The sequence below is a fragment of the Enterococcus sp. genome, from assembly GCF_022711995.1.
Lineage (GTDB): Bacteria > Bacillota > Bacilli > Lactobacillales > Enterococcaceae > Enterococcus_D.
In genome coordinates, this window is sequence record NZ_JALAHI010000050.1 from 1 (window position 1) to 18,378 (window position 18,378).

At 41.6% G+C, this 18,378-nt stretch carries 17 protein-coding genes; 15 read left to right on the plus strand and 2 right to left on the minus strand.

The window, feature by feature from the left end; translation table 11 throughout:
• Positions 1–106: 106 nt before the first annotated feature.
• The 15 genes from Q0A12_RS05160 to Q0A12_RS05230 all read left to right on the plus strand — a co-directional run bounded on the left by Q0A12_RS05160 (position 107) and on the right by Q0A12_RS05230 (position 15,215).
• Positions 107–1,561, plus strand: a complete 1,455-nt coding sequence (locus Q0A12_RS05160) for a DUF5597 domain-containing protein (RefSeq protein ID WP_291291598.1) — start codon at positions 107–109, stop codon at positions 1,559–1,561.
• A gap of 166 nt (positions 1,562–1,727) precedes the next feature.
• Complete coding sequence (gene hemW, locus Q0A12_RS05165; protein WP_291291599.1) at positions 1,728–2,906, plus strand: radical SAM family heme chaperone HemW; 1,179 nt, start codon at positions 1,728–1,730, stop codon at positions 2,904–2,906.
• Between the two features lie 321 nt (positions 2,907–3,227).
• A complete protein-coding gene (gene hrcA / locus Q0A12_RS05170) occupies positions 3,228–4,271 on the plus strand; it encodes a heat-inducible transcriptional repressor HrcA (protein ID WP_291291600.1) in 1,044 nt (347 codons plus the stop codon).
• A gap of 35 nt (positions 4,272–4,306) precedes the next feature.
• Entirely contained in the window at positions 4,307–4,873 is a 567-nt protein-coding gene (gene grpE, locus Q0A12_RS05175) for a nucleotide exchange factor GrpE (protein WP_291291601.1), read from the plus strand.
• Positions 4,874–4,909: 36 nt separating this feature from the next.
• Positions 4,910–6,739: a molecular chaperone DnaK gene (dnaK, locus tag Q0A12_RS05180; RefSeq protein WP_291291602.1), complete on the plus strand. Its 1,830-nt coding sequence runs from the start codon at positions 4,910–4,912 to the stop codon at positions 6,737–6,739.
• Between the two features lie 126 nt (positions 6,740–6,865).
• Positions 6,866–8,032 carry a molecular chaperone DnaJ gene (gene dnaJ, locus Q0A12_RS05185; RefSeq protein WP_291291603.1) on the plus strand — a complete coding sequence of 389 codons (1,167 nt, stop codon included), beginning with the start codon at positions 6,866–6,868 and terminating at the stop codon, positions 8,030–8,032.
• Positions 8,033–8,239: 207 nt separating this feature from the next.
• Positions 8,240–9,343 (plus strand): glycerol dehydrogenase, encoded by a 1,104-nt coding sequence (locus tag Q0A12_RS05190; protein WP_291291604.1) that lies wholly within the window; start codon positions 8,240–8,242, stop codon positions 9,341–9,343.
• 403 nt (positions 9,344–9,746) lie between these two features.
• Positions 9,747–10,703 (plus strand): cysteine synthase family protein, encoded by a 957-nt coding sequence (locus Q0A12_RS05195; protein ID WP_291291632.1) that lies wholly within the window; start codon positions 9,747–9,749, stop codon positions 10,701–10,703.
• Complete coding sequence (locus Q0A12_RS05200; protein ID WP_291291605.1) at positions 10,682–11,833, plus strand: cystathionine gamma-synthase; 1,152 nt, start codon at positions 10,682–10,684, stop codon at positions 11,831–11,833. Before Q0A12_RS05195 ends, Q0A12_RS05200 begins: the two co-directional genes overlap by 22 nt.
• 1 nt (position 11,834) lies before the next feature.
• Positions 11,835–12,485 carry a class I SAM-dependent methyltransferase gene (locus Q0A12_RS05205; protein WP_291291606.1) on the plus strand — a complete coding sequence of 217 codons (651 nt, stop codon included), beginning with the start codon at positions 11,835–11,837 and terminating at the stop codon, positions 12,483–12,485.
• A complete protein-coding gene (locus Q0A12_RS05210; RefSeq protein ID WP_291291607.1) occupies positions 12,482–12,937 on the plus strand; it encodes an S-ribosylhomocysteine lyase in 456 nt (151 codons plus the stop codon). The genes Q0A12_RS05205 and Q0A12_RS05210 overlap by 4 nt, the downstream gene beginning before the upstream one ends.
• 184 nt (positions 12,938–13,121) lie before the next feature.
• Positions 13,122–13,586: an RNA polymerase sigma factor gene (locus tag Q0A12_RS05215; RefSeq protein ID WP_291291608.1), complete on the plus strand. Its 465-nt coding sequence runs from the start codon at positions 13,122–13,124 to the stop codon at positions 13,584–13,586.
• The gene (locus Q0A12_RS05220; protein ID WP_291291609.1) at positions 13,579–14,604 is read left to right on the plus strand and encodes a hypothetical protein; all 1,026 of its coding nucleotides are present in this window, start codon (positions 13,579–13,581) and stop codon (positions 14,602–14,604) included. Before Q0A12_RS05215 ends, Q0A12_RS05220 begins: the two co-directional genes overlap by 8 nt.
• 6 nt (positions 14,605–14,610) lie before the next feature.
• Positions 14,611–14,931 (plus strand): hypothetical protein, encoded by a 321-nt coding sequence (locus Q0A12_RS05225; RefSeq protein ID WP_291291610.1) that lies wholly within the window; start codon positions 14,611–14,613, stop codon positions 14,929–14,931.
• A 17-nt stretch (positions 14,932–14,948) separates the two neighbouring features.
• Complete coding sequence (locus Q0A12_RS05230) at positions 14,949–15,215, plus strand: hypothetical protein (RefSeq protein ID WP_291291611.1); 267 nt, start codon at positions 14,949–14,951, stop codon at positions 15,213–15,215.
• Between the two features lie 41 nt (positions 15,216–15,256).
• On the opposite strand, the gene Q0A12_RS05235 is transcribed toward Q0A12_RS05230, so the two are convergent.
• Positions 15,257–15,994 carry an amino acid ABC transporter ATP-binding protein gene (locus Q0A12_RS05235; RefSeq protein WP_291291612.1) on the minus strand — a complete coding sequence of 246 codons (738 nt, stop codon included), beginning with the start codon at positions 15,992–15,994 and terminating at the stop codon, positions 15,257–15,259.
• Positions 15,995–18,163 (minus strand): amino acid ABC transporter substrate-binding protein/permease, encoded by a 2,169-nt coding sequence (locus Q0A12_RS05240; RefSeq protein ID WP_291291613.1) that lies wholly within the window; start codon positions 18,161–18,163, stop codon positions 15,995–15,997. It abuts the gene before it with no gap.
• Positions 18,164–18,378: the final 215 nt, after the last annotated feature.

Here is an 18,378-nt window from a genome sequence, read left to right on the forward strand (position 1 = left end):
CCTATAATAGAATTACGACTAAAAACGTTTGCAATTACGCAACTACATGGGAGGGATAGTCGATCAACACTTGACTATCTGTCTGAGAAGAAAGAGGAGGACAATGATGAAACAACGACAGCATTCTCAAAAATTGATATTAGGAGGAGAAGTCCATAATTCCACTGCTTCATCTATCACTTACATGGAGGAAAAAGTATGGGATAAGATTGACAAAGTCGCAATCAATACCCTTTTGATACCTATTTATTGGGAGCTGATCGAACCAGAGCCTAATCAATTTGATTTTTCATTAATTGATTCCCATTTAGAAAATGCCGCTGAGAAGAAAATCGATGTGATTTTTTTGTGGTTTGGCCTTTGGAAGAATGGTTTATCCACGTATGTTCCTGAATGGATCAAAACGGATCCCAAATATTTTCGCATAGAGGATAGCGCCGGAAACAAGATGAATAGTTATAGTCCGCTATGTCAAGATGTGATAGCACAGGCTCAATCAGCCTTTGCCGCCATCTGCGACTATTTGGGAAGTCATCCTTTGCGGGCCTCCATCAGAATGGTGCAGATTGAAAACGAGATTGGTAGTCTTGGCACTAGTCGTGATCATTCGTCAGCAGCAGAAAAAGTCTATCAGATGGCGTTGCCGCAAGAAATCAGAAACCTCTATCCCGGAGCTAAACAATGGTCAGAAGTCCCCTCTGGAGATGAAGTGTTTATGGCCTATCATTATGCCGCAGCAATCCAAGACTATGCAAAAATTGCAAGAAAACGTTTAGCGTTGCCGTTATTTACGAATGTATGGCTCAAAAAGCCAGACAGACAGCCGGGAGAATATCCCAGTGGTGGCGCTGTATCCACCACTTGGCAAATTTGGAAAGTTATTGCCTCGCAGTTGGATTTTATTGCACCAGATATTTACGAAGAAGAAATCAAACCGATCATCGCGGAATATGGGAATGATCAGCCGTTGTTGATTCCGGAAACCCGAATTGACAAAAGATATATTTCGAATCTATTTTATGCTTTTGGTCAAGGAGCAATCGGCTATTCACCTTTTGGTATCGAAGATCTTCTAACGGATGATACTAGTCAGGATTACCGCTTTTTATCCCAGTTAGGTTTAGCAAAAGACGCCTTTGATTCTTCCGGTACACTGCCTCATTTAAACCAAGGGTATCGAATCATTGCTGCTCTTGAGCCAGTGTTGCAAGATCAGGAAGCTCAGATCTTTTCATTTAAAAAAGAAGGGTCTCAGAACCAAATTGTGTATGAAAATGGGCAGGATCGCTGGGTAATCAAATTATTTTCTCGAGACAAAATGATCAATTCCGCAGGTCTGATCATTAAACACAAAGAATATTACTATATCACCGGTGCTAATTTCGCATTGGATCTGCAAGCGCAGCAGGGTTCTAATCCCGTAGGTATCCTTTCTTTAGAAGAGGGGATTCTACAAGATGGGCAATGGCGGACAAATCGTCGCCTGAATGGGGATGAAGCCTATTTTCCATTTATCGGTGAAGATTTTAAAATTTTGCGCATGCGATTGTATTCTTATTAACGGATAGCAGTGAGATCTGCTTCTAACTGCTTTTAAAGCAGAGGCGTTTCGAGATAATCTTACTTATGATAGAATGGGGAGCGGATATACCTCGGATCAGGTTCATTTGCTGCGAGTCGTATTTATGCAGTTGAACGTTGATTTGATCTCTGAAAGGAATAAAAAAATGCAAACCATGAATAAGATTCCAATCAATACACTTCCCACCAGTACTTCTGCCTATATTCACATTCCATTCTGTGAACATATCTGCTATTACTGTGACTTTAATAAAGTTTTTTTAGAAGGGCAACCGGTAGATGAATACATCGACTGTTTGCTGAAAGAAATCGAATTGACGGTAAGCAAGCAGCCGATCACTACTTGTGAAACGATTTATATTGGTGGCGGAACGCCAACTTCTCTTTCCGCTGCACAGCTAGATCGTCTGATTACGGGCGTGCATGAATTGCTGCCTACCCAAACAACCAAAGAATTTACGGTAGAGGCAAATCCCGGAGATTTAACCGAGGATAAACTGCTGGTCTTGAAAAATCTGGGCATTGATCGGTTGTCTATGGGGGTGCAGACTTTTGATAACCGCTTGTTGAAGAAAATTGGCCGCAAACACACGGCAGAGGATGTCTATCAAACGATCCGTTTGTTGGATAAACATGATTTTCAAAATATTACGATCGATCTGATTTATGCGTTACCTGGACAAACGATGGAAAGTTTTCGGGATACATTGACACGTGCTATCGACTTAGGGTTGCCTCACTATGCTATGTATTCGCTGATTTTAGAGAATAAAACAATGTTCATGAATTGGGTAAGGCAAGGAAAAATGGAACTGCCTTCTCAAGAATCTGAGACGCAGATGTTTGAAGAAGCAATCACTGCCATGGCTAAAGCTGGCTTGTCGCAATATGAAATCAGCAACTTTGCCCGGCCAGGTTATGAGTCTCAGCACAATCTTGTTTATTGGAATAATGAACACTATTACGGCTTTGGCGCAGGAGCGAGTGGTTATATCGGACAGACGAGATACAAAAACTTTGGACCGATCCAGCACTATCTGCGTCCGTTGAGGGAAGGACAGCTGCCGATCCATGAAACAGAGTCGTTAACGACCAGCAACCAAATGGAAGAAGAAATGTTTCTTGGGTTACGAAAAAAACAAGGTGTATCAAAAGCTATTTTTGCAGAAAAATTTGCTTGTTCCTTTGATTCCATCTATGGTGATGTCGTCAATCAGCTTGCGCAAAAAGGCTGGCTTGTTTCAGAAGAAGAGCGTGTGTATTTAACAAAAGCAGGAATGTTTATCGGCAATGATGTCTTTGAAAAATTTTTATTGAGTGAATGAACGGTTATCGAAAGTGTGTCTGTGATAGAAGTGATGCGCTTCAAGAAATAAGCGAAGATTTCCAGAAATTATTTCTTGTTTTTCATGACATTTTGGTTTGATAGCGAAGGGAATACTGCTGATTAGTTGTTCTAGCAAGGCGCTGTGACAAGACTTTTGTCACAGCTTTTTGTTTTTCACCGATAAAAATGGGCGATTAGCACTCTCCATATAAGAGTGCTAAAAATGTGTGTCAAATTCTTGACATTCGTAAGAAATATGGTATATTAATAATCGTGTTAGCACTTAATGAGAAAGAGTGCTAACGGAGGAGTGGATAAGATGTTGACACAACGACAACAAACTATTTTACACCTCATCATCCAAAATTATACGGATACTGGTCAGCCTACGGGCTCCAAACGATTGATGGAGGATGGGGTTGAAGCAAGTTCGGCTACCATCCGCAATGAGATGAAGGCCTTAGAAGAAGCGGGTCTCTTATTGAAGACACATTCCTCTTCTGGACGTGTTCCTTCAATGGCTGGTTACCGCTATTATGTTGATCACTTATTAAAACCATCAAAAGTCAATCAAAATGAGATCAAAGCGATTCGCCATTCCTTTGGGAAAGAGTTTCATGAGATCAACGAAATTATTAAGCAATCTGCGACGATCTTGTCCAATCTTACTAGCTATACTGCATTGTCCCTTGGACCGGATGTAAAAGAACGGAAATTGACTGGCTTTCGGATCGTTCCTTTGAATGCGCGGCAAATCATTGCGATCATTGTTACGGATAAAGGCAATGTTGAAAATCAAGTTTTCTCATTACCTTCATCGATGGATAGTAGCGATTTAGAAAAGATGGTTCGGATCATCAATGAAAAATTAGTGGGGGAACCCCTCATGACGGTCTATCATCGATTGCGAACAGAGATTCCGATGATTTTGCACAAGTATTTTCAAACGACAGAAGGAATCATTGATTTATTCGATGATATGCTGAGTCATCTCTTTGAAGAGAAAGTTTATGTTGGCGGACGAATGAATCTGTTGGATTTTGAAGCAAGTCAAGATGTGCGTCAATTCAAATCGATGTACTCTTTCATGAAAAATGCAGAGGAACTTACGCAATTGTTGGCACCAAGAGATTCAGCGATTCAAATCCGAATCGGTCAGGAACTCGGGAACGAGTTACTTCAAAATATGAGTTTGATTCAGGCGAGCTATGACATTGAAGGTCATGGTCAAGGAACGATTGCGTTATTAGGTCCTTCCAGTATGCCTTATTCACGAATGTTTGGACTGATGGATGCCTTTCGAAGAGAGTTAGCAATGACATTGGCTGATTACTATCGCACACTAGATGCAAGCAGTGAATGATCAAATAAGTGAATTATAGAAGGGATGGTAAGCAAGTGTCAGAAAAAGAAGAACAGTTAGAAAAAGATTTAGAAACAACTGAAGAACCTCTGACAGAACCGTCAGAAGAAGCGATCGATGATGCTGGTCTATCAGAAGCAGAAGTAGAAAAAAGCGAAATCGATCTCTTAAAAGAAAAAAACAATGAATTAGAAGACCAATTTCTGCGAGCACGAGCGGAAATCGCTAATATTACAGCTAGAAACCGTAATGAACGCGAGTTGTTGCAGAAGTATCGTTCACAAGATTTAGGCAAAAAACTATTGCCGGCGATCGATAACTTGGAACGGGCGATGGCAGCAGATGTGGACAAAGACCAAGCGGCTAACTTGAAAAAAGGTGTCGAAATGGTTCTAGAAAGTTTACGTCAAGCGTTGAAAGAAGAAGGAATTGAAGAAATCCCTGCTGAAGGAGAACCTTTTGATCCAAATCTTCACCAAGCGGTACAAACCGTGCCTGCCACAGAAGATGTGCCTGCAGATACGATCGTGACAGTCTTGCAAAAAGGCTATAAGCTACATGATCGTGTCTTACGTGCTAGTATGGTTATCGTAGCACAATAAATAAAAAGACGATGAAGGAAAAGGAGCGTATTACTTATGAGTAAAATTATCGGTATTGACTTAGGTACAACTAACTCAGCTGTTGCTGTTCTTGAAGGCGGCGAAGCAAAAATCATTACAAATCCAGAAGGAAATCGTACAACACCATCTGTTGTTTCATTTAAAAACGGCGAGATCCAAGTAGGGGAAGTTGCAAAACGTCAAGCAGTTACAAACCCACATACGATTTCATCAATCAAACGCCACATGGGCGAAGCTGGCTACAAAGTAGAAGTTGAAGGAAAATCATATACGCCTCAAGAAATCTCTGCAATGGTCCTACAATACATCAAAGGATTTGCGGAAGATTATCTAGGCGAAAAAGTAGACAAAGCAGTTATCACTGTTCCTGCTTACTTCAATGATGCACAACGTCAAGCAACGAAAGATGCTGGTAAAATTGCCGGTTTAGAAGTAGAACGGATCGTCAATGAACCAACAGCTGCAGCATTGGCTTATGGATTAGATAAAACAGATAAAGACGAAAAAATCTTAGTGTTTGACCTTGGTGGTGGTACATTTGACGTATCGATCCTTGAACTAGGCGATGGTGTCTTCGATGTATTGTCTACTGCCGGAGATAACAATCTAGGTGGAGATGACTTTGATAACAAAATCATCGATCACATGGTTGCTGAATTCAAAAAAGAAAATGGCATCGACTTAGGCAAAGACAAAATGGCATTGCAACGTCTAAAAGATGCTGCTGAAAAAGCGAAAAAAGATCTTTCTGGTGTAACAAGCACACAAATCAGCTTGCCATTTATCACTGCTGGCGATGCAGGTCCATTGCACTTGGAAATGACTTTAACTCGTGCAAAATTTGATGAATTGACTGCTGATTTAGTGGAACGGACAAAAATCCCTGTACGTCAAGCATTGAAAGATGCTGGCCTTTCACAATCAGAAATCGACGAAGTTATCTTGGTTGGTGGTTCAACACGGATTCCTGCAGTTGTCGAAGCAGTACGTAAAGAAACCAACAAAGAACCAAACAAATCAGTGAACCCAGATGAAGTAGTAGCTATGGGTGCAGCAATCCAAGGTGGCGTGATCACTGGTGATGTCAAAGACGTTGTCTTACTTGACGTTACACCATTATCATTAGGTATCGAAACCATGGGCGGCGTGTTTACGAAATTGATCGACCGTAACACAACGATCCCAACAAGCAAATCACAAGTCTTCTCAACAGCTGCAGACAATCAACCTGCTGTAGACATCCATGTCCTACAAGGTGAACGTCCAATGGCTGCTGACAACAAGACATTAGGAAGATTCCAATTAACGGAGATTCCACCAGCACCTCGAGGAATCCCACAAATCGAAGTAACATTCGATATCGATAAAAATGGTATCGTAAATGTTTCTGCCAAAGATTTGGGAACTCAAAAAGAACAAAAAATCACCATCAAATCTTCTTCAGGTTTAACCGATGAAGAAATTGAACGGATGGTTAAAGATGCCGAAGCAAATGCGGAAGCAGACAAACAACGTAAAGAAGAAGTTGATTTACGTAATGATGTCGACGCATTACTCTTCACTGTTGACAAAACATTGAAAGAACTTGAAGGCAAAGTAGATGCTGATGAAGTGAAGAAAGCGGAAGAAGCTCGTGATGAGTTGAAAGCTGCTGTCGATGCAAACAATATCGAAGAAATGAAAACAAAACGCGATGCATTGAATGAAATCGTACAAAACTTGACAGTCAAGTTGTATGAACAAGCTGCACAACAACAAGCACAAGAAAATCCAGAAGCTGCACAAGGCGGCGCAGACGATGTGGTAGACGCCGATTTTGAAGAAGTAGACGGCGACGATAAATAATCGCTGTTTGTGAAAAAGCCAAAGTCACCACTTTGGCTTTTTCTTATGAATTTCTGAAACGTATTTTTCTGAAGCAAATTATATGCTAAAATACGAGGGACGCAAGAAAATAGTGGAGGGAAGCCAATGGCAGACAAAAGAGATTATTATGAGGTCTTAGGTCTACAAAAAGGGGCTTCGGATGACGAAATAAAAAAAGCATATCGGAAGCTTTCCAAAAAGTATCATCCAGACATCAATAAAGAACCTGATGCAGAAGCAAAATTCAAAGAAATTTCTGAAGCATACGAAATACTGAGCGATCCTCAAAAACGCGCTGCCTATGATCAGTATGGCCACGCTGGAACAGATCCAAACTACGGTGGTGGTTATGGCGGCGGCTTTGGCGGCTTTAACGGTGGAGGATTCTCCGGCGGCGGTTTTGGTGGTTTTGAAGACATCTTTGAATCTTTCTTCGGTGGCGGTGGCAGAACAGCGAATCCGAATGCTCCGCGACAAGGAGCTGACTTGCAATATGCTGTCGATCTTTCTTTCGAAGAAGCGATTTTTGGTGTGGAAAAAAATATCCAGTATAACCGCGAAGAAACCTGTCATACCTGTGGCGGGAATGGGGCAAAACCCGGCACGCAACCTGAGACCTGTCATAAATGTCATGGCTCAGGTACGATCAATGTGGAACGTCAAACACCCCTTGGTCGTGTCATGAGTCGTCAAACCTGTGATGTATGTCACGGTACAGGGAAAGAAATCAAAGAACCTTGTACAACTTGTCATGGAACAGGTCATGAAAAGAAAAAACACAGTGTGAAAGTCAATGTACCTGCTGGTGTGGAAGATGGCCAACAAATGCGCTTATCCGGCCAAGGAGAAGCCGGCAGCAACGGTGGACCTTACGGCGATCTATATGTCGTTTTCCGTGTTGAGGAAAGTGACATCTTTGACCGTGATGGCTCCGAGATTTATTACGAATTACCACTGAACTTTGTTCAAGCCGCTTTAGGTGACGAGGTCAATGTTCCGACTGTTCATGGAAATGTCAAATTGAAGATTCCGGCTGGTACTCAAACTGGCACGAACTTCCGTCTAAGAGGCAAAGGTGCTCCGAAATTACGGGGCAATGGCAATGGCGACCAACAAGTCAAAGTCAAGTTGATCACACCGAAGAATTTGAACGAAGAACAAAAAGAAGCGTTACGGGCCTATGCAAAAGCTAGTGGTCATGTAACGACTGAGCAACAACCCGAAGGTTTTTTTGACAAAATGAAAGATGCCTTTGGTGGCAAGAAAAAATAAAGAATGATGGGTCTTTGACATAAGTTTTTCAATTGATTATCCGTAGGCGGCTAGTATTTCTCGGCTTTGTATCTCCCTTTGAGAGTGCAGGGGAAAGGAGTACCTCGCCTGCGGAAATTCCAGTTGTTCCTTCTGTCGGAGACTCGTTCTTTTTTACTGATACTTGTGATTTTATTCACAATAAAAAGATCGAAAGAAGGAGATTTCGTGGAAAAAATATTTGTCAGTCCGCAACGGTATATCCAAGGAGAAAACTTATTAAAAAACGGATTGCATCATATCGTTTCGCTAGGAAGCAAATTGTTGCTGCTTACGGATCCTTTTGTCTGGAAGATCGCTGGTCAAGAACTAGCGGAGGATTTAGCCCACCAGGGAGTCCTAGTTAGTGTCAATTTCAGTGGCGAATCTTCACAGGAAGAAATCACGCGAATCGTCAAAGAGGAAAGTGCAGGAATCGAAGCAGTAGTTGCGCTTGGTGGTGGAAAGGTGATTGATACCGGTAAAGCAGTGGCTCATTTGTTAAAGGTAGCGATTGCAGTTGTCCCTTCAGTTGCCTCGACTGACGCCCCGACTTCTTCCATTTCGGTTCTTTATTCAGCGGAAGGAAAATTTGAACAGTATCATTTTTATCCCAAGAATCCAGAGTTGGTCTTGGTTGATACCGCTCTAATAGTCAAAGCACCTGCAAAATTATTAACTTTTGGTATCGCAGATGGATTGGCGACATATGTTGAAGCTAGAGCAGTGGCTAAAAGTGGCGCTCAGAATCTCGTGGGCGGACGACCGACTTTAGCTGCTTTGGCGATTGCTGAAAAGTGCGAAGCAGTGCTGTTTGCCAATGGATTGGCAGCGTATCAAGACAATCAACAGCAACAAGTGACGGATGCCTTCGATCAAGTTGTCGAAGCAAATACTCTCTTGAGCGGACTGGGCTTTGAAAGTGGCGGACTAGCAGCAGCCCATGCGATCCATAATGGCTTGACAGCCATCACTGGAACATTGCATCAACTTTCCCACGGCGAAAAAATTGCCTATACGACATTGATGCAATTGCTGCTTGAAGAAGATACCCAGGAATTGGATCGCTATATTACGCTATATCAAGCATTGGGATTACCGACAACGCTAGCTGAAATGCGGATGGCTACCCTCAGCGATCAGGAATTACTAGCGATCGGTGTCCAAGCGACTATTCCAAATGAAACGATTCATCGAATGCCATTTACGATCACAGCAGAAGAGGTAGCAAAGGCGTTTAAGGCTGTCGATGCATATGTCACCCAAAATTTTTCACAAAGAAAAAAAGATTGACTTCTATTTTTTCCCGTGCTATTTTGTTTACAAGCTTAAAAAGGAGGGAACGTAGACATGACAAACAACAACTTTGCATTGGAATGTTGTTGTTGTATGGTGCTAAAAAGCAGCATACAGATTTGTCATGCCTATTAATCGTTCCTTCATCTGGATAAATCACTCTAAGGGTCTTTTTCATCAAGGAAGGGTCTTAGAGTCATTCTCTAAGAGGTACTGATTGAATAGTCAGTGCCTCTTTTTGTTTGCTTAAATTTTCCTGGTAAGGATCGGCAGATGAGCACAGATGATGCTTTTTGAGCGGGTGATCACCAAAAAAACAGTGATAAAACGCAGTTTCTCTGATTTGCTGCAGCACTTTAGCGGACTGCTACCAATAATTTCATTGAAAAGAGGGTTGACCATGATTGTATCAGATATCAAAGAACTAATTGGCAAGACGCCGATTTTTCAGTTTTCAGCTACTGATTACGGGGGACAAGATCAAAGCCGAATTTATGCAAAATTAGAATACTTAAATCCAGGAGGAAGTGTCAAAGATCGCTTAGGGCATCATTTGATTACCAAAGGAATTGCTGCCGGACGAATCACAAAAGATACCACAGTGATTGAACCTACCGCCGGCAATACTGGGATCGGGCTAGCTTTAGCTGGCTTGGCATACGGATTAGAGATGATTTTTGTGATCCCAGATACATTCAGTCAAGAAAAGCAACAACTGATCAAAGCTTTAGGAGCACGAATCATTCACTCGCCTGGTCTTGAAGGGATGCAAGGAGCAATTGAGAAAGCAAAATTGCTTGCTGCCCAATTGCCAAACTCTTTTTTGCCCCTCCAGTTTGAAAACCAGCAAAATCCGGCTGCATATTATCGAACACTAGGCCCTGAAATTGCTCAAGAAATTCCTGGAAAAATTACCAGTTTTGTCGCAGGAGTGGGAAGTGGCGGGACTTTCGCCGGGACAGGCGCATATTTAAAGTCGATCGATTCTACGATACGTTTGATTGCTGTGGAACCTGAGGGCTCTACTTTGAATGGTGGGCCTGCCCACGAACATGCGATCGAGGGGATAGGCGTTGAAAAGAGGCCAGTCTTTTTTAAGAATCTTATGCTAGACGGCATTGAAACTATCAGTGATTCAGAGGGATTTTATTATACCCGGTTGTTGGCAGCTCGTTACGGTCTACTGGTAGGCAGTTCCAGTGGTGCAGCATTTGCGGCTACTATCCGAGAAAGCAAGCGACTGCCAAAGGGAAGCAAGATCGTCACCATTTTTCCTGATGGTGGAGATCGCTACTTGTCAAAAAATATTTATGGTCAACTAAAGGAGGCATCATCATGGAATTTCGCACAAAATTGATTCACGGTGGGATCAGTCAAGATCAAGAAACAGGGGCTGTGAGTGTCCCCATCTATCAAACATCTACCTATAAACAATTAGCTGTTGGGCAGCCAAAACAATATGAGTATTCTCGTTCGGGAAACCCTACTCGTTTTGCTTTAGAAGAACTGATTGCTGAACTGGAGGAAGGCGTAAGGGGATTTGCTTTTGCCTCGGGTTTAGCAGCTACCCATACTATTTTTTCTTTATTTCAGTCAGGGGATCACATTTTGTTGGGAGATGATGTCTACGGAGGCACCTTTCGGCTGCTTCAGCAAATCTTCAAAAAAAATGGACTAACCTATACTTTGATCAAAACAGATGGTCCCCAAGCCATTCAGAGGATTGCAGCAGCAATTCGGCCAGAAACTAGAGGAATCTTTCTAGAGACACCTACCAATCCATTGTTAAAAATCACAGATATTCAAGAAGTTGCCGCGATCGCCAAGAAAAAGGATCTCTTGACCATCGTTGATAATACATTTGCCACACCTTACTTTCAGCGTCCACTGGCATTAGGTGCGGATATTGTCATTCATAGTGCAACGAAATATCTGGGAGGACATAGTGATGTTGTTGCAGGTTTAGTCGTAACCAATCAACCGGAACTGGCAGAGCAAATCGGATTTCTCCAAAATGCTATAGGCGGTGTATTAGGCCCTCATGACAGCTGGCTAGTGCAGCGAAGTATCAAAACATTGGCTTTACGAATGGAAGCCCATCAAGCCAATGCCCTAAAAATCGCTAGGTTGCTTCAAGAACATGGGGCTGTAGCTAACGTCTATTATCCGGGGCTACCAAGCCATAAGGGGTATGAAATCGCCAAAAAACAAATGTCTGGTTTTAGTGGGATGATTTCATTTGAATTGAAGGCGGAAAAACAAGTCGCTAATTTTGTTGAATCCCTCACTCTTTTTACGCTAGCTGAAAGTCTGGGTGGCGTTGAAAGTTTGGTCGAAGTCCCTGCCATCATGACCCATGCTTCGATCCCATCTTCAATCAGAGAAAAAGCGGGGATCAAAGATGGCTTGATTCGTTTATCTATTGGTATTGAAGACGCTGCCGATTTATGGCGTGATTTGAAGCAAGCGTTGGAAAGGGTGAGCTAAAATGGGTCGTGAATTCATTCCGATTTTTTCTGAGTGGGCCGAAGAATATGACGAGACAGTCAAAGGGAAAGATGAAGAATATCGGGAGGTTTTTCTTCACTATTCAGAATTGTTAGCAGATATTGCTGAAAAAGCAGGAGATTCTGTGATAGAATTTGGTAGTGGTACAGGTAATTTGACGTTAGAGTTGATCCGCAGAAATAAAAAAGTTTTTGCAGTTGAGCCATCGGCTGCGATGCGAAAAGTAGCTGAGGCAAAGCCGGAGTTATCACAGGTAACTTTTGTGGATGGGGACATGGAACGATTTCCTCAGAATGATTTTCCGATTGATACGATCGTTTCTAGTTATGTCTTTCATCACTTGAATGAAACAGAGAAACTGCGAGTGATCAAGAAATACAGAGCACTGCTTCCTGAAGGCGGAAAAGTCATTCTGGGAGATACGATGTTCTTGTCCGCCAATCATAAAGAAAGTATCCTAAGACAAGCTGTCAAAGCCAATCACTTACGATTGGCAGCGGATCTGCAACGAGAATACTACCCCTTGATACCAGATATTGAAGCCTATTTTCGAGCCAATGGCTTTAGCATTCGCTTTAAGCAAATCAATGCTTTTGTTTGGCTCGTCGAAGCGAGAGGAGAAAAAGAATGAAAATGAACGTGGAAAGCTTTAATCTAGATCACACGAAAGTCAAAGCACCCTATGTACGGGTCGCAGACAAAAAACAAGGGACAAAGGACACGATTATCAAATATGATGTTCGGTTAAAACAACCAAATCAAGCACATATGGAGATGGCCAGTCTCCATTCGTTGGAGCATTTGACCGCAGAATTGATTCGTAATCATGCCGACTATATTGTTGATTGGTCACCGATGGGCTGCCAAACTGGCTTTTATTTAACGGTTTTAAATCATGAGGATTATGATGAAATTTTAGCCGTGTTAGAAAAAACGATGGAGGATGTGTTGAAAGCAACGGAAGTTCCAGCTAGTAATGAAGTTCAATGCGGCTGGGCTGCTAACCACACCTTAGAAGGCGCCCAACAATTGGCGAGGGAGTTTTTAGCTGAACGAGACAACTGGTCAACAGTCTTTGCGTAGATCCTTTCTGAAAAAGCTGTAAGTCACACGAAACGTTTCCGTGTGGTTTATAGCTTTTTTATTTTATTTTATTGTGTAGAAAGAATCTTCTCAATGCGTCAGCGACAGTGATATACTATTCTTACTTTACTATTTTTTTGCAACTTTCTTGGTCTTCGCCCGTCTATATAAGTAAGGAGGGAGCGTGTTGGAGGAAATCTATCAGAAATATTATGAGAAAATTCAGCGCTACTTTCAAAAAAGGGTGGTGGATGAGTACCAAGCAGAGGATTTAACACAGGATGTATTTATCAAAGTATTCTTAGCACTACCGAAAACCCAACCGGAAGACTTTGAACGATGGCTCTTTACGATTGCCAAGTTTACATTGTATGATTTTTATCGTCGTAAGCGATTTCTTTTGATCGCGGAAGAAGTCGACACTTTGATGCAAGCGATTTCTGCAGAGCCACAAGATCCTCTTATGAGAGAAGAAGCACTTCGCAAAGTAAACCAATTGCCAGGCAAATTCAGGCATCCTTTGATATTGGTGATTCGTGGCTATAGTTATCAAGAAATTGCGGAAATTCTTGATCTATCAGTAAGCACTGTCAAATCTCGTGTCTTTCAAGCAAGAAAACAAGTAAAAAGCAGGTGGTTAAATGGATAAAAAGCAATACCAGCAATTACAGAAATCAGTGAATCGTACAAAGAAAAGTATGCTGCTGCAAGTGGTTTATAGTGTGTTTTTTTGGGGACTAGTAGGGATTGTTTTAAGCTACTTTTTGCCGTTAGCCTATTATCGGGCAACGGGAGATGATCGTGAGGAGTATCAATCGATTCCATCAGCATTTAATGCCGGATATCAAGAAGACTCATTGAAAGATGATACCTTAGAAAAGTACCGCTATTATTGGTACGAAATGGGACAGAGAAACCTTCATTATGATCCGATTGATCGACAAGCACAGCTTGGCTTTTTAGGGAAAGAGGAAGTTTATCCAGTTATTTCCCGTTTAGGAAATCAAAAACGGGTTGCTTATACAGTTGAAGAACGCTATCTATTCAATCAAGTCATGAATACAACGGTTTCCAGCGACACATTGACCGCATTTGCGCCTTCGACGACAATTTATGAACCGGGCAATAGTGTTTTAACCTATGATTCTTTTCTCGACTATTTGCGTTCACTTGGTGAGTACAAACAGGCTGAAATTTCTATTACGTTAAAAAATGCCCAAATTCCTAGTGAACTCCGGGAAAAACTGGCTGATTTATTTGTCCAGCACTATAGCATTGACTACCGCTCAGGCAATATTTTTGGTTATTCGGATGAAATGGTTCGTCAGACAATCAGCAATGATTATGATCAGCAAGTAACAGAAAGCGTCACGCAAGGACTCGTCTTTTTGGAAAAGCATTACAAAGATTTTGGAAATTTAGGTTGGGATCGGCAAGATAATCTCCATTTCACCAATAATTTAACCGATCAAATCTATTTATACGACTTTGGCGACATCCTGGACTACGTCAAAGACAATGGTGTCAAGGTAAGTGCCGTTCATGTATCGGGGTCTTGTGCTGAATTAGCCCAGTGGTTAACAGAGAACCGTTCACTGGTCATGAGAGTTCAGTTGCAACAACTCTCAGATATCATGATCCAAGATGTGGTCACGGAAGGAGAATGAGGATTGATGAAAAAAATTCCCTATAGCAGAGTTTTACGTTGGTTTGTAAAAGGATATTCGTTGGTGTTTTTGTTTATTTATTCCGTCAACCGATTTCTTTTTTTTCAATTTAGCAATGTAGTTATCAGCACAAATACAAACGCTGTTTCTTGGCCTGCAAGCACAAATACATTTGGCTGGATGAGCTTTGTATTTAGCCCGATTGGATTGTTTTTGGTCACGATCAGTCTTTGTTTGCTTGCCTGGAAAGAAAAGCGTTGGATCAGTGATTTGATTTATCCTTTTGTTGTTTTGTTATTAGTAATCATTGGTATATTTCTGTATTGATCAAAGGAGGGAGTACGATGAGTTTTTTTAAGGAGCTAAAGGAGCAACGTCAGGAAAAAAAGGAAACGAAGAAGCAAGAATTGCGTAAAAAGAACGCTAAATTGCGGAAACAAGGAAAAGATCCGCTGAAAGGCTGGGGGCAAATGATGAATACTGGGGCTGGGGGATTCAATAAAGCCAATCCAATCGATACAAAAGTTTATTTTGGTGAAAAGCAGAAACGAATCGCTTCAGAAACACAGCACAAAAAGCAGCAACGAGAAACTAAAATGTCAGATGAATAACAAAATCCGCAGAAAACGACTAAGTTTTCTGCGGATTTTGTTTAGATATTCAAGACTTTGTCTAAAAAGTCTTTGGTCCGTTCGTTTTTCGGGTTAGTGAAAATTTGTTCTGGGGTGCCATCTTCGAGGAAGTTTCCACCGTCGATAAACATGACACGGTTGGCGACTTCTTTGGCAAAGCCCATTTCATGAGTAACGATCACCATCGTCATCCCTTGTTTGGCCAGTTTTTTCATAACATTCAAAACATCCCCAACCATTTCTGGGTCCAATGCTGATGTAGGTTCATCAAACAGCATGACATCCGGATTCATGGCTAATGCACGAGCGATAGCGACCCGTTGTTTTTGACCCCCAGATAGATTATCTGGGTACATGTCTTTTTTGTCGGCCAAGCCAACAGTATCCAATAGTTGAATCGCTTTTGTTTCAGCTTCATTGCGCGGCATCTTCTTTAGATCCATAGGTGCTAAGACAATGTTCTCCAGCACGGAAAGGTGAGGGAACAGATTGAAGTGTTGAAATACCATACCAATGTGCTGACGGACAGCGTTGATATTGGTATTTTTATCCATTAAGTGGGCGCCATCAATGATGATGTCTCCGCTGGTAGGTTCTTCTAAGCGGTTTAAACATCGCAGGAAAGTAGATTTACCTGATCCGGAAGGACCGATGACACAAACCACTTCGCCTTCTTGAATCGACACATTGATGTCATTCAAAACAGTATTATCGCCATATTTTTTTACAAGATTTTCGACTAAGATTTTTTCTTTCATTTACTTCACCTTCTTTTCTAAAACTTTAGCAAGTTTTGTTAAAGCTGTGATAACGACTAGGTACATAACTGCGACAATCAAATAAACATAGGTACTTTGTGTGGTTCTTGCCACAATGATCTTTCCTGTTTGCAGCAACTCCACGACTCCGATCACGGAAATGATTGTCGTATCTTTCAGTGAGATGACGAATTGATTGACGAAAGATGGAATCATAATTCTGATGGCTTGCGGTAAAACGATCTTTTGCATGGTCCGAGTATAGGTCAACCCTAAACTTCTGGAAGCTTCCATTTGTCCTACAGGAACAGCTTTGATCCCTCCGCGAACGATCTCTGCGATATACGCACTTGCATTTAGTGTCAAAGTAATCACACCGGCAGCAAAGTCAGGAATGGTAATTCCGATCGCATCGGAAAGGCCAAAGAAGATGAAGAAAGCTAGCACCATCATTGGGATTCCCCGAATGATATCCACATAAATCCCGGCGAAGATCCGTAATGCTCGGATTGGGGCCACACTGAAGAGCCCTAAGATGATCCCGATAATCAATGCTAGTGCAAAGGAGATCAATGCAAGGAGCAGTGTATTCCATAACCCTTTCAACAAGACCTTGTAATTGTTTTTGATTAGACCGGTAATCGTTGATTCATCGGCTTTCTTTTCAGTAGCTGACCCGTCTTTGATATAACGACCAACGATTTCATCGTATTCGCCAGTTCGTTTCATTTCTTTTAATGCTTCATTGAACATTTGGATCAATTCAGGATTTTGGCCTTTTTTGACGGCAAATCCGTATTGTCCGCCCACTTCTTTTTCAATCGGTGTGCTCAATTTTTGCCCTTGACTGATGGCATAGCCAATAACTGGATAGTCATCCATCATTGCATCGATTTGACCGCCACTAACAGCAGCATAGAGTTGATCAGCAGCGTCATAATACTTGATGGTATAGCCATATTTGTCTTCATTCGCAATCAAGAAATCTGCACTTTCGGTACCAACTTTTGCACCGACTGTTTTTCCTTTTAAATCTTTATAAGACTTGATACTGTCATTTCCTTCTTTAACGGCGATTTGAATACCACTTTCAAAGTAGGAATCAGAGAAGTCATAGGCTTTTTTGCGTTCATCATTGATACTCATACCAGCAATCATGCCATCCGCTTGATTACCGTCTAACGCTTGAAGCGCGCCCGAGAAACCGATAAAGTTAAACTTGATATTGAATCCTTGCATTTCAGCAGCTCTTGTTAAAAGATCGACATCGATTCCGACATATTCATTGTCCTCATTTTGAAACTCAAAAGGAGCAAATGCGGAATCACTGGCGATTCGATAAACGTCTTTTTTCGGTTCTACTTTGACCATTTCGCTTGAGGAGTCGGAAGCACTATCTGATGTACTTTCTGATGAAGCAATGTAAGTAGCAACGATCTCGTCGTATTTGCCGCTGGCTTTTAACTCTTTCAAACCAGCATTGAATTTAGCCAATAACTCTTGGTTTTGGCCTTTCTTGACGGCGAAGCCATATGAAGCACCTTTCTCAGGCTCACCCACAAGTTTCATGTCTTCTCCATTACTGATGGCATAACCTAAGACTGGATAGTCATCAAAGATCGCTGCAACTGTTCCGTTACGAACAGCGCCATAAAGTCCGCTGGCATCATCATAGTTTTTGACCGAGTAGCCATATTTTTCCTGATTGTTCTCTAGAAAACGAGCACTTTCCGTACCAACTTTAGCGCCAACCGTTTTCCCCTTCAAATCTTCATACGTTTTGATATCTTGATTGTCCTTTGCCACAGCCATTTGAATTCCGCTGTCGAAGTAAGGATCTGAGAAATCAAAATTTTCTTTTCGTTCGTCGGTGATGCTCATTCCCGCGATCATCCCGTCAAGTTGATTGGATTGGACGCCTTGTAACGAGGAATCAAAGCCTAATGGGCGCAAATCAACAGCGAAGCCTTGATCTTTCGCGATGGCATTTAACAGATCAATGTCGATCCCTACATACTCATTTTTTTCGTTTTGAAATTCGAAAGGAGCAAATGTCAGGTCTGTTCCGATTTTATACGTTGTTTCTGCTGCACTGGCTGGCTTGTTCGCGAAAGCGAAGAAGCAAAAAATCATTGAAAACAGTGCATAAAACATATGTTTTCTTTTCAAGAAAATTCCCCCTTTTGATTTTAACGTATTTTTAGATTATAGGTATTTTTACAAAAACGCACAAGTCTTTCAATCAAAATTTGCAAAAAACAGCGCTATTTCTGACATAGAGTGTTAGAAAATCTTACATATTAAGTAAAGGGAAAGGAATCAAATAGAAAGTACAAAAGATGGCGAAAGTATGTTCGCTATGGTATACTATTTTATGGAAAAGC

What these genes read in the sequence shown, in the direction of transcription:
- Q0A12_RS05220 (WP_291291609.1), top strand. Translation starts at nt 13,579, where the DNA reads ATGGATAAAAAGCAATACCAGCAATTACAGAAATCAGTGAATCGTACA.
- Q0A12_RS05230 (WP_291291611.1), top strand. Translation starts at nt 14,949, where the DNA reads ATGAGTTTTTTTAAGGAGCTAAAGGAGCAACGTCAGGAAAAAAAGGAA.
- hemW (WP_291291599.1), top strand. Translation starts at nt 1,728, where the DNA reads ATGCAAACCATGAATAAGATTCCAATCAATACACTTCCCACCAGTACT.
- Q0A12_RS05195 (WP_291291632.1), top strand. Translation starts at nt 9,747, where the DNA reads ATGATTGTATCAGATATCAAAGAACTAATTGGCAAGACGCCGATTTTT.
- Q0A12_RS05160 (WP_291291598.1), top strand. Translation starts at nt 107, where the DNA reads ATGAAACAACGACAGCATTCTCAAAAATTGATATTAGGAGGAGAAGTC.
- Q0A12_RS05235 (WP_291291612.1), bottom strand. Translation starts at nt 15,994, where the DNA reads ATGAAAGAAAAAATCTTAGTCGAAAATCTTGTAAAAAAATATGGCGAT.
- Q0A12_RS05210 (WP_291291607.1), top strand. Translation starts at nt 12,482, where the DNA reads ATGAAAATGAACGTGGAAAGCTTTAATCTAGATCACACGAAAGTCAAA.
- hrcA (WP_291291600.1), top strand. Translation starts at nt 3,228, where the DNA reads ATGTTGACACAACGACAACAAACTATTTTACACCTCATCATCCAAAAT.
- dnaJ (WP_291291603.1), top strand. Translation starts at nt 6,866, where the DNA reads ATGGCAGACAAAAGAGATTATTATGAGGTCTTAGGTCTACAAAAAGGG.
- Q0A12_RS05225 (WP_291291610.1), top strand. Translation starts at nt 14,611, where the DNA reads ATGAAAAAAATTCCCTATAGCAGAGTTTTACGTTGGTTTGTAAAAGGA.
- Q0A12_RS05205 (WP_291291606.1), top strand. Translation starts at nt 11,835, where the DNA reads ATGGGTCGTGAATTCATTCCGATTTTTTCTGAGTGGGCCGAAGAATAT.
- Q0A12_RS05200 (WP_291291605.1), top strand. Translation starts at nt 10,682, where the DNA reads ATGGAATTTCGCACAAAATTGATTCACGGTGGGATCAGTCAAGATCAA.
- dnaK (WP_291291602.1), top strand. Translation starts at nt 4,910, where the DNA reads ATGAGTAAAATTATCGGTATTGACTTAGGTACAACTAACTCAGCTGTT.